A 10,113-nucleotide genomic window follows, 5' to 3' on the forward strand; every position below is an offset into this window, starting at 1 on the left:
AATTCGTTGTGTCGTACGAACTACAACCTATAAGTGTGTATTATGTGGGGTATCTGTCCTTGGTTTTCTTTGTCCTGACCGCAGCAGCCGTCTGGCGGATCCCGCCTTTTGGCACAGAAAACCGTGCCGATGCGCAGCAGACCGCCTTATTCAGCCAAAGAGATCATTCTCTCGCATCTTCGAGCCGTCGCGCTCTTCGCCCCCCTGCGCTCTGACTATCTTGAGCGGCTCGCGGAGCGCGCGCTTCTGGTGCGCTACCGGCGCGGGCAGATCATTCACACCGAAGGCGAACCGGTCAGGGGTCTTTCGATCGTTCTTGCGGGGATGATCGATGCAGTCCTGAGCGAAGCCGACGGTAGGCAGGCCTTCCTGTCGAGTCACGGTCCGGGCGCGGTGATCGGGCTCAGCGATCTTGCAGACGGAAGGGGCGGGTCGGCGACATTGCTTGCGGTCTGCGACTGTCAGGCGATCCGTCTGTCGGAGCGTGACAGCCGGGCGCTTCTGGTGCTTGATGTGATGCAGGCGGCGATCGCGCGCGAAGCGCGGGCGGAACTTGCGGCGTTGCGCGAGAACTTCCGGCGGCTGTCGCTTTACAGTCTTGAAAAGCGCCTCGCGTCCTATCTGAGGGACAGGGCGGAGGTATCGGACGGGCCGGAGGCACCGATACCGCTTCAGGACAGTCAGCCGCGGATCGCGACGCTCGTTCATGCCAGCCGGACGCGGGTGAATATCACGCTGCAAAAATGGGCGAGCGAAGGCGAGATCACGCTGGAACGGGGCCGGGTGACGGTGACCCGCAGCGAGGCATTCTGGCGCCGCTACGATCTGGCCGGCACGAATGAGTGACAACTGTTACGCGAGTAACTGATCGCCGAAGCAACTGGTGCCAGCTTCCCCGAAACGAGGGAGGATAGCATGAGCCAGATGGCACCGTTCGGTGGCGGCGACCCGGCCGAGGAGATCGCGGCGCTCTGGCGATATGCCTATGCACCACTCCAGCGGCGCGCGCGGCGGCTCGCGCGGGGCGACCGAGATCTGGCCGAGGCGCTTCTGTCGCGCACGCTCCTCAAGCTGATCGAATATGTCCGCCGGACAGAGCGCCCTGTCGGCAATGCCGAGGCCCTGTTCCACACCGCGCTTGGCCATGTGGCGCGGGATCATTGGCGCGGTCTCGCCCTGCGTGGCGCGCCCTCCGATCTGTTGCCCGAGGATATCGCAGGCGACGAGGATATCGAACGCCGCCTTGCCGCGCGCGAGGTACTTGCCCGCCTTGCACTGGCGCTTGCCGCGCTGCCCTCGGCGCTGTCGGCGCCGCTCAGTGCCCGCGTCTTCGACGAAGAGCCGTACAGCGGCATAGCGCGGCGCCTTTCGATCAGCGAGGCCTGCGCGCGCAAGCGTGTGCAGGAAGCCCGAGACCGGCTGCGGCGCGCGCTCGTCGAAGAAAAATCCGCCCCGCGCCCTCACAGGCCCGCCGCTCGCGCGTCTTCATTGGTGAAGGCGCTTGTGCAGTCAGACCTAACACCAGCCGAATGATGGACCGCAGATGAACCAGACCCCCGTGAACAGTCAGATTACCGACGCCGTCACCCAGTCGAACGTCAATGTAGTTGCAAGCGCGCCTGCGCAATCTCTGGGCATGCTCTACCAGATGGCGACGCATGCCGCGGGTTTGTCGATGCAGAACGCGGTGCAGAGCCAGCAGAACCTCAACCAGATCGGCAATGCCGTCGTCGCGACGGCGGTGCGCGAGATCCTCGCGATTCCGACGACACCGGGCGGGGGCGGCGGGGGTGGATCAGGTGGCGGCTCGGGCGTCACGCCGCACACGCCAAAATCGTGACCGGGCATGAGCGATGCTTGGCGCGCTGAAGAACATGGTCCTCTCGCGCCTCGGCGGCGCGACAGGCGGAGGAGCGGCGAAGGATGCCGGTGCGCTCGCCTCTGCGTTCGACCGGGTCGAGACCGACCTTCTGTCGGATGCGGCGGGCCGGGCGGAAAGCGCGGTCGCCGCAGTGGCCACGAAGGCCGAGGGCAGGATCGCGGGCGCGGAGAAGGCGGTCGAATTCGCCTCGCGCCGGGCGGTGGCACGGGCGGCGCAGGACGCCGCGGCGCTGGAGAAACGGATCGGAGGAACGGGCATGGCCATGGCTGACGCACCGACATCGCCCTTGCAGAAATACCGCGCCTTGACGCTGGCGCTGAAGGCGCCCGGCGCTGGCCCCGAAGCTGGCCCCGAAGCTGGCCCCGGTGCCGGGCCGATCACTGCCCCCGGCGCGCCGGGGGCGGGTACGCCCCCGGTGATGCCGGGCGGTGACGACAGCAGCGACACCTCGGCGATGAATGACGAGACGGTGCAGTCGGTCCAGTTCGGCAACCGCGAAGTGACCGCCTATGCGCCCACGGTGATCGTCACGCCGCCCGATCAGATGATCGGCCAGGCCGCAGGCCTCGCGGCCCAGTCGGCGGCGGCCTATTTCGACGGGATGACCAAGCTCGTTATGGCGAGCCAGTCGGTGATCTTGCGCAAGCTGACCGAGGATATCGCCTCGGGCAACGAGGCAAGCGCGGTCGAGGACGGGCTCGCCATCGCCGGGACGGAATTGCTGCTGGCGGGCGCCATGGCCGTCGCCGCCGCGGGCGGCGCGATGGAGGCCGCCTCGGCCGGGTTCGCCATCAAACAGATCACCGAAAGCATCGCCAGCCGGACCGGGCGCTAGGCGGACAGAGGAGAAGAGCATGACATTCGTCGCACAGGTCGATCAGGTCCAGTGGTTCGTCGGCCCCCAGGTCGAGGCCCAGAAATCGAAAGTTAAGCAGGTGGACGAGGCCTACTGCATCCGCCTTCTCGACCTCGCGCTGTCGCAGGGCGGGCCACTTGATCGCCATGCAAGGCTTGCGCAGCGGCTTTGCGACGAGGCGCGCCGGATCGTCGCCGGTCAGCAGATCGAGCACCCGATCACCTTCTCAGGCGAATCCGTCTGGACGGGATACCGGGCGGACGATCCGTTGGACGGCGCCAGCAACAACATCCGCATGCTTGCCGAGTTGCGACTGCTTCGGGAAAATACCGTGATCAACCCCCTGGGGTTCGGCGATATACTGAGGGCTTTCGCCGACCGGTTCGGCGAGGCGCCCGACAGCCCGCACACCACGCCGATCAAGGCCCTTCTGCGATCGCTTCAGAACCGCCAGGCGTTCAACAAGACGACGAACCGCATTCGCATCAAGCGGCGTGACATTCTCAATCCGATCCCGCCGGTCGGTATCACCCAGTGGTACCTTCCCAACGATGACGTGCTTGGCACCATCGACCGGGCGCTTGGATATTATGAGACCGGGGATATTTCGGGCTCGGCCACGGATGCGCTGGGAGTCCTCGCCATGCTCGACTCGATCGACGAGCACGGGGCGATCGGTGCAGTGGACACGATCCGCGACCGGATCGTCGCCCTCATGAACGACGGGCGGGCTTTTGCTGCCTTTGCCGGAATGGTCGCCCAGCTGCATCACTCGATGCCCGAAACCATGATGGCGCTGAACCTCATGCCGCGACGGCTGCGCGCGCACGGGCCCTTGATCGCGCAGATCTATTCGCCGTTCCTGACAAACGCCAATCTCGAACAGATCGCAGGGGTTTACGGGCAATGGCAACAGGCGCGGTGGAACGCGCTCGGCGGGGCAAACGTCCGCCCGGACGGGGAGATGCGCGCGCTCTTCGTGCTGCAGGACATCTTCCAGATGCCGAACATCCCCAGGGAGGAAAACGAGATCGCGATCGTCGTGCCCTTCCGGTTCGAGCACGGAGGCCAGCAACCAGATTCGACCAATCCGGTGATTTTCGGCGAGCCATTCTACAACGTCGTTGTCGCGCAGCTGAACACCGCCAATCCAGGCCCCGCAATCACGCTGCAGAAACTGTCCAAGGCAATCTTCCAGCTGATTTTCCCGGGCAATTTCAATCCGGCCGTCGTCGCCCCGCGCTTCCCGCCGTCGGTTCAGGCCCGCGTTGAGGCCGCAATGCAACTACCGCGCAACGCGCTTGTGGATGCCGATAGCTACGAGCGGCTGGTCGCGCCTTTTCTGGGCCTTGCCGGATACGGCCGGGTCGAACCGGCCGAAATCGCCAATGCCTGACCAATCCCGCCACGACACGGAGGCCCCAATGCTGAACGATATCGAACATCTCCGCGACCGCACGTCGGCGCTGCTGAGCCAGGTCCTCGCAGACTGGAGCCAGTTTCTGATCGAATGCGAGGACGTGAGCCTGCCGCCGATCGACCGGCTCGCGTCCGACCTGACGGCGGCACGCGACGCGCTTGGCCGCGCCTGGCGCGCGGCGGCCGAGGTCGAGGCCCGGCGCGAGTTTTTTGAGGAGCGCATCAGTGAAACCGTGCGTGAAGGCGGTACCGAGCGCCGCGTCACCGTCGATTTCGAGGAACGCCCGCTGGATCGGCCCCTGAGGCCCGGCCCGAAGAAGAGCGAGCGGAAATGAGCGGGCTGATCACCGAGCTTGCCCGCGTGATTCAGGTCGCCAAGTCGTGGCTGAACCGCGAGCTGACCGAGGAGGAGACGCGTCTTGTCGTCGCCTGGTACGAGCGCGAGCAGCAGATGAGCAACGAGGCGATGGGCAAGCTGAACACCGGGCTTGCGGCCGCTTCTGCGGTGATCGCCGAAGGCCGGACCGCGGCGGAGCGGGCGATGCAATCGGCACTCGCCTCTGTCGCACGCGATGAAGCTCAGACCCTGTCGGGTGCGGCGCAGGCCGCTGCATCCGTAGGTGCGACGGAAGCCCCGGGCGGGCCGAAATCGCTCTCTCGGCTGGAGGAACGGACTTTACAGATGCTGCTTGAAAACCACCTGCCCGGCCCGGGCGCCGCGCCCCCGGCGCAGGAACTGCAATCGCTTGCCCATCTCCTGGCCGAACTGATCCGTATCGAGGTCACGGCGGCGGTCGACATGAAGTTGCTGCAGGCCGAGGCGCGGATCGAAAAGCGGCTGAATGAAGTGACGGAGACCGCGATCCGTATCTGCAACGAACTTTCGGCTGAAATCCGCGAACAGCTTGCCGCCGCGCTGCAGGCTGAAGGCCGCCGCGCGGCCACGAAGAAGTCCGCCTGACGGCCGACAAACCCAAATCCGGTCAACCCTGACAAGTGGCCCTATAGCGAAGGAAAGACAGATGGTCTCCAACACTCCTGTGAACAGCCAGATCACCGATGCGGTGACCCAGACGAACGTGACGGTCGTCGCCGGTGCACCCGCGATGGCGATGGGCAGCATCTACCAGACGATGGCTCATTCGACGGGCATCCTCATGCAGAATGCCGTTGCCGCGACCCAGCAGCAGAATGCGCTGAGCCAGGCGGCGGCGAACCAGGGCGTGATGCAGATCTACAGCCTCGACACGACCGCTGTCGCCGGGGCGTCCGAAAAGGTCGGCCAGACCGGCCTGCCTGACAATATGAGCGGCCTTCTGACCGTTCTGAAAGCCTTCCGCGGCTGAGGCCCGGATAGACCCCCGAGTCCCTTACCACAGGAGTAACAGATGACTTGGCCTACCCCCGTGAACAGCCAGATTACCGATGCGGTGACACAGTCGAACGTCAAAGTCGTGGGCGAGGCACCCGCGATGGCGATGGGCACGGTCTATCAGACCATGGCCCATTCGACCGGCATCCTGTTCCAGAACGCGGTCGCCGCCGCCCAGCAGCAGAATGCTCTGGCCCAGGCCGCTGCGAACCAGGGCGTGATGCAGATCTACAGCCTCGACACGACCGCGACGGCGGGCGCGTCGGAAAAGATCGGTCAGGTCGGTGTCGCCGACAATCTGACTGGCCTTCTCACCGTCCTGAACGCCTTCAAGAGCTGACGCCAGACCGGCCGACGCATTTTCACCTGAGAGAGAGAGGAGTAACCTATGACTTGGCCTACCCCCGTGAACAGCCAGATCACCGACGCGGTGACCCAATCCAACGTCAAGGTCGTGGGCGAGGCGCCTGCGATGGCGCTGGGCACGATCTACCAGACGATGGCCCATTCGACCGGCATCCTGTTCGAAAATTCGGTCGCCGCCGCCCAGCAGCAGAACGCGCTGAGCCAGGCCGCCGCGAACCAGGGCGTGATGCAGATCTACAGCCTCGACACGACCGCAACAGCGGGCGCGTCCGAAAAGATCGGCCAGACCGGCGTTGCCGACAACATGACCGGTCTTCTGACCGTGCTGAACGCCTTCAAACAGCGCCCCCCGGCGGGATCGATCTGAAGGATCGCGGTGAAGGACGGGCGCCCTCAGGGGCGCCCGTCTTGCGTGGAATTGGCCGCGATCTCATCGGTAGGATCGCTGCGGCGGCAGCGCTGGTTTCCAGATGTTTGAGGTTGGCAGGGGCAGCAGGGCTCGAACCCGCGACCTACGGTTTTGGAGACCGTCGCTCTACCAGCTGAGCTATACCCCTAGGCCTGAGCGGGGGTTACGGCATGGCCGGAGGGAGGTCAAGAGGGTTGGCAGAGAAGTGCGTAGCAGTAGGGCCTGTGTCGCAGGTCGAAGCTGAGCCCCGCCAATCGACCTATCTACTTGCCGCGCGCCTGTTCGTTGAGGCGGTCGAATGGGTCGGCATTGCGGCCCCGCGTGCTCGCCTACGAAACGCCGCTCTTGCCGGTCAGCCATTCGAGTATCGGCGGCACGCGCTGGACCGGGCTTGATGCTGCAACTACCGGGTCGAGTCTGGTCGGCTCGGTTGGGTACCGTGCCGTGGTGACCTGCGTCGGTCGCATCGTCGGCGCCGGGGCCGGGCGATGCACGACTGACGGCGACGAGGACCAGCCCACCTGCCGCGCTGGCGTTGGTCTGGCGGGCAGGAATAGACCAAAGAGGCCTTTCAGAGCAGTGCCAAAACCCGACAAGACTGCGAAGAGCAGTGACAGACCGAGCAAGGTCCAGCCGAGCTCGACGCCGTTGCGGATCGCAATGATCGAAAGGATGATCAGCCCGAGATAGACGGTCGGGGCCAGAATCCGGCGCAGCCCGAGCGCAGACCAGGATCTTGCAATTGTCGAGGGAAGAAAGAACAACGCGCCGAACGGTCCAAAGCCGACGGTGGCACCAAGCCGCAGTGCGGCGTCAAGCTTGCCGTTGGCCCCCGGTGCCTGTGCCTGGAGTTCAGGGGCCGGAGGTGCGGGCGCCCAAGCGGGACGCTGTTCTCGCGGTGGCACGGCGCTACGGGGCGTTCCCGGTCTGGGCAGCTCGCGGGGGCTCCTGAGGCTCCAGAGGAACTTGGCCAGGGTAATCCCGGCAAGACCGCCGGTCAGCCAGCTGAAGAACCAGACGAGCGTCGGCCCGAAGTCTTTGCTGGGGGCGAGCTTCGCCTCGCGCCCCGCAACCCAAGGCGTGATCACCGCAAAATCCGGAGCTTTGGCCAGGCCGGACGCTCCGACCGCCTGTGAGATGAGGTTGTCAAAATCACTGTCATGGTCTTCTTCGCCGGTCAGGGCGAAGGAATACGGATTGTCGGCTAGCTTTGCGGGATGCGCAGCAGCGTAGCTTTCAAAGGCATCGACTTCATCCTCGGGCACAAGGGCGACGGCACGTAGAATTCCCTGGTCGCCGACTTTACCGGGGTCGAAGAGGAAGTAGAGATTGCGAACCTCATCCGAGTCTGTCCCCTTACCGCGATGCCGCAAGGTCAGCCGGGAGGTCCGGGCTGAATCAACCCAGACGCCAAGATTCACCTCGTCTTCGAACCTATCATTCCGGCCTGGTGCATAATCCTTGAGAGCGATCAGCGCGGGAGCGCCAGCCGCCAGCGAGGCGGCCTTGTCGGCCTCGACCACCCGTTCAAGGGCCAAAAGCCCGAACCCCACCCCGACACTGAGCATGGTCATAACCGCGAAGACCCGCCAGGGCGCTAACAAAAGATGGAAGATATTCAGCATGCAACCCGCCCCCCTTTTGAGATCCGGCTTGGGGCCCAATACGGCGCAATTTGAGCACACGTTAGATGGTTTTTGTTGATCGGAAATTCACTCAAAAGTTGCCGTCAGGCCAATGCTTCAGCAGCGTGAGTGCGTCAGATTTGAGGCAGGGCGTTCGGGCGGCCACTCTGTCCGTTCAGCTGAAAATCCGCTGCCGACGGTCGGACGCAACCGCAACGATACAGCTTCCGGGGCGCCTGGCGCGGAGTTGGGCCGTCACGCCCAGCACAATGCCTGGCCGACCGCCGCGCAGTACCGCCCCGTCAGCGGCGGCCGCAAGGGTCAAGGCGGCCATCAGAACAATGTGCGCGTTCATCGGATCTCAGCTTGCCCGGGCAATGGGCGGTTGGGCGGCTACCGACCCGGGGGCGCACTCTTCCTGTGCTTTAGGTGTAAAACCCATACCTTTGATCCTGTGAAATGCGCCGAGGACGAGGCGCCCATTGCAACCGGCGCTGCCGATCTGGCTGATGGAGAAGCGGAGTCTCTCCTCTGCGGCGACCTGCAAATTCTTGCTAAAGTCCGACCATAGTCATTTCCACGGTGCCCAATCAACGCGCGCGGGTCTTGGCACCCCTCTTCTTGACCTTGGTCAGGTTGACCCGGCGGCGCGGGGAAAACATAGTGGGCATCACGACTCGTTTGGAAAGAGACGGGCCGCCCCTGACGGGACGGCCCTTGAGTGATCCGGGCGCGCGCTCAATTCAGGATTGCGCGGATCTGCGGACCAATTTCGCCATTCTCGGAACTGTGGAGCGCCGATGCGAGAGCAGCACGCTGCGCATCCGTCAAGTTTGACAGATCGGCGCCGGGAACGGTGGCGCGGATCTCTGCCTCGGCGGTCGGGGGCAGAAGCTGCGGAACCGGCGTGAAGGCAAAGGCGGAGGGCGCGAGCGCGAGGGCGGCGAAGGTAGCGAGGGTGAAGGTTTTCATCGGTCTTTCCTTTCAGTTCCAAGGGGCTGTCGTTGCCCGGTAAGCAACAAATGGCATCGGATCGGGGCGGAGAAAACCCATGCCAACCAGCTGATTTCACTTGAAAATCATGCCATTGACAGATGCAGTTCTTGCCCTATGGGAACGGGCTTGTCGTATGATGAGGAGGTTTCGGAACATTCTGTCCGAAATATTGGCTTCAGCGGGAAATCGTTCGCCGCCCCCGGCGCGGCCCCCAACCCTGCCTTGCAGCTAACGCATGCCACTTCGCTATGCGGGCCAGTGTGCGCGAATGCGCAACCGTACAAGAAAAAGGGCCGCCCGATGGGGCGGCCCGTGCGGCAGGGAGCTGCCGGGGTAGGCATGTGCTGCCGTCGATCAGCGATCGTCCGAGCCTTTGGTCGTATTGTTCGTCGCAGACACATAGGTCGCGAAGTCGGCGGCGCGCGATGCGTCAACCGAGGAGGTGCTGAGGATCGAGCGGATGTTCTGACCGACCTCATTGTTTTCCGAGCTGTAGAGCGCCGAAGCGAGGGCCGCACGCTGGGCGTCGGTCAGGTTCGACAGATCGGCGCCCGGCACGACGGCGCGGATCGCTGCCTCGTCCGCTGCGGACAGGATCTGATGCGAGGGCGCCATGGCAAAAGTCGGTGCGGCAAGCGCGGCGAGGACGGTGGCGAGAACAATGCGTTTCATGGTGAGTTCCTTTCGGTTTTCGATGTGGGGCGGAGCGTCGTGCTCCGATGCAGCCAAGATGGGGCGTCGGCGTGAGAAAGAGAAATCACCCTATGCTCCCGAAAACTCACGGAAATTTTCCCTTGACGTGAGGCTTCGCAGGACAGGGGCCACAGGCGGCTGCGAAACATCAAGAAAAGTTGGCGCTGGCGCGTTACACCCTCACCCTTTTCCGTGTCGTGCTGCGTGATCTGTGCGTGGTTTCGGGGTGTGCAGGTCGTATCTGCGCCGGCGCACATCCCATCGGCGGGGCCAAAAAGGCGAAAACCGCCACCCTCCTCGCGGTTTCCGGTGCGACTCGCGGGTACGCAGAAAGTGCCTGCCGCCAACGTACGGGCGATCTTGCTGTCGCTGCAGGGGCTGCCCCAAAGCGAAGGGCCGCCCAAAGCGGGCGGCCCTTTTCTTTCCTCCGTCCGGGGCGTTAGCCCTGTCCGGTATCGGATGTCCTGAGTTACTTCAGGATCTTCGAGACGACGC

At 64.3% G+C, this 10,113-nt stretch carries 13 protein-coding genes and 1 tRNA gene; 10 read left to right on the forward strand and 4 right to left on the reverse strand.

Annotation, left to right across the window (positions count from 1 at the left end; all coding sequences use genetic code 11):
* Positions 1-108: 108 nt before the first annotated feature.
* The 10 genes from OU426_RS17450 to OU426_RS17495 all read left to right on the forward strand — a co-directional run bounded on the left by OU426_RS17450 (position 109) and on the right by OU426_RS17495 (position 6,262).
* Entirely contained in the window at positions 109-846 is a 738-nt protein-coding gene (locus OU426_RS17450; RefSeq protein ID WP_267635420.1) for a Crp/Fnr family transcriptional regulator, read from the forward strand.
* Positions 847-915: 69 nt separating this feature from the next.
* Positions 916-1,533 carry an RNA polymerase sigma factor gene (locus tag OU426_RS17455; RefSeq protein WP_267635422.1) on the forward strand — a complete coding sequence of 206 codons (618 nt, stop codon included), beginning with the start codon at positions 916-918 and terminating at the stop codon, positions 1,531-1,533.
* A 10-nt stretch (positions 1,534-1,543) separates the two neighbouring features.
* Complete coding sequence (locus tag OU426_RS17460) at positions 1,544-1,840, forward strand: RebB family R body protein (RefSeq protein ID WP_267635424.1); 297 nt, start codon at positions 1,544-1,546, stop codon at positions 1,838-1,840.
* A 13-nt stretch (positions 1,841-1,853) separates the two neighbouring features.
* Positions 1,854-2,717 carry a hypothetical protein gene (locus tag OU426_RS17465; protein WP_267635425.1) on the forward strand — a complete coding sequence of 288 codons (864 nt, stop codon included), beginning with the start codon at positions 1,854-1,856 and terminating at the stop codon, positions 2,715-2,717.
* Between the two features lie 19 nt (positions 2,718-2,736).
* Positions 2,737-4,134: a hypothetical protein gene (locus OU426_RS17470; RefSeq protein ID WP_267635427.1), complete on the forward strand. Its 1,398-nt coding sequence runs from the start codon at positions 2,737-2,739 to the stop codon at positions 4,132-4,134.
* 28 nt (positions 4,135-4,162) lie between these two features.
* The gene (locus tag OU426_RS17475; protein WP_267635429.1) at positions 4,163-4,492 is read left to right on the forward strand and encodes a hypothetical protein; all 330 of its coding nucleotides are present in this window, start codon (positions 4,163-4,165) and stop codon (positions 4,490-4,492) included.
* Positions 4,489-5,118, forward strand: coding sequence for a hypothetical protein (locus OU426_RS17480; protein WP_267635431.1), 630 nt, complete (start codon positions 4,489-4,491; stop codon positions 5,116-5,118). The genes OU426_RS17475 and OU426_RS17480 overlap by 4 nt, the downstream gene beginning before the upstream one ends.
* A gap of 61 nt (positions 5,119-5,179) precedes the next feature.
* A complete protein-coding gene (locus OU426_RS17485; protein WP_267635433.1) occupies positions 5,180-5,503 on the forward strand; it encodes a RebB family R body protein in 324 nt (107 codons plus the stop codon).
* Positions 5,504-5,545: 42 nt separating this feature from the next.
* Entirely contained in the window at positions 5,546-5,869 is a 324-nt protein-coding gene (locus OU426_RS17490; RefSeq protein WP_267635434.1) for a RebB family R body protein, read from the forward strand.
* Between the two features lie 48 nt (positions 5,870-5,917).
* Positions 5,918-6,262, forward strand: a complete 345-nt coding sequence (locus OU426_RS17495) for a RebB family R body protein (RefSeq protein ID WP_267635436.1) — start codon at positions 5,918-5,920, stop codon at positions 6,260-6,262.
* A 114-nt stretch (positions 6,263-6,376) separates the two neighbouring features.
* On the opposite strand, the gene OU426_RS17500 is transcribed toward OU426_RS17495, so the two are convergent.
* The 4 genes from OU426_RS17500 to OU426_RS17515 all read right to left on the reverse strand — a co-directional run bounded on the left by OU426_RS17500 (position 6,377) and on the right by OU426_RS17515 (position 9,597).
* A tRNA-Trp gene (locus tag OU426_RS17500) sits at positions 6,377-6,452 on the reverse strand.
* 181 nt (positions 6,453-6,633) lie between these two features.
* Complete coding sequence (locus OU426_RS17505; RefSeq protein WP_267635438.1) at positions 6,634-7,929, reverse strand: hypothetical protein; 1,296 nt, start codon at positions 7,927-7,929, stop codon at positions 6,634-6,636.
* Positions 7,930-8,667: 738 nt separating this feature from the next.
* Positions 8,668-8,901 (reverse strand): hypothetical protein, encoded by a 234-nt coding sequence (locus OU426_RS17510; RefSeq protein ID WP_267635440.1) that lies wholly within the window; start codon positions 8,899-8,901, stop codon positions 8,668-8,670.
* Positions 8,902-9,279: 378 nt separating this feature from the next.
* A complete protein-coding gene (locus OU426_RS17515) occupies positions 9,280-9,597 on the reverse strand; it encodes a hypothetical protein (protein ID WP_267635441.1) in 318 nt (105 codons plus the stop codon).
* Positions 9,598-10,113: the final 516 nt, after the last annotated feature.

Source organism: Frigidibacter sp. RF13 (assembly GCF_026626305.1).
GTDB lineage: Bacteria > Pseudomonadota > Alphaproteobacteria > Rhodobacterales > Rhodobacteraceae > TMP-24.

What these genes read in the sequence shown, in the direction of transcription:
- OU426_RS17455 (WP_267635422.1), top strand. Translation starts at nt 916, where the DNA reads ATGAGCCAGATGGCACCGTTCGGTGGCGGCGACCCGGCCGAGGAGATC.
- OU426_RS17460 (WP_267635424.1), top strand. Translation starts at nt 1,544, where the DNA reads ATGAACCAGACCCCCGTGAACAGTCAGATTACCGACGCCGTCACCCAG.
- OU426_RS17465 (WP_267635425.1), top strand. Translation starts at nt 1,854, where the DNA reads ATGCTTGGCGCGCTGAAGAACATGGTCCTCTCGCGCCTCGGCGGCGCG.
- OU426_RS17470 (WP_267635427.1), top strand. Translation starts at nt 2,737, where the DNA reads ATGACATTCGTCGCACAGGTCGATCAGGTCCAGTGGTTCGTCGGCCCC.
- OU426_RS17475 (WP_267635429.1), top strand. Translation starts at nt 4,163, where the DNA reads ATGCTGAACGATATCGAACATCTCCGCGACCGCACGTCGGCGCTGCTG.
- OU426_RS17480 (WP_267635431.1), top strand. Translation starts at nt 4,489, where the DNA reads ATGAGCGGGCTGATCACCGAGCTTGCCCGCGTGATTCAGGTCGCCAAG.
- OU426_RS17485 (WP_267635433.1), top strand. Translation starts at nt 5,180, where the DNA reads ATGGTCTCCAACACTCCTGTGAACAGCCAGATCACCGATGCGGTGACC.
- OU426_RS17490 (WP_267635434.1), top strand. Translation starts at nt 5,546, where the DNA reads ATGACTTGGCCTACCCCCGTGAACAGCCAGATTACCGATGCGGTGACA.
- OU426_RS17495 (WP_267635436.1), top strand. Translation starts at nt 5,918, where the DNA reads ATGACTTGGCCTACCCCCGTGAACAGCCAGATCACCGACGCGGTGACC.
- OU426_RS17505 (WP_267635438.1), bottom strand. Translation starts at nt 7,929, where the DNA reads ATGCTGAATATCTTCCATCTTTTGTTAGCGCCCTGGCGGGTCTTCGCG.
- OU426_RS17510 (WP_267635440.1), bottom strand. Translation starts at nt 8,901, where the DNA reads ATGAAAACCTTCACCCTCGCTACCTTCGCCGCCCTCGCGCTCGCGCCC.
- OU426_RS17515 (WP_267635441.1), bottom strand. Translation starts at nt 9,597, where the DNA reads ATGAAACGCATTGTTCTCGCCACCGTCCTCGCCGCGCTTGCCGCACCG.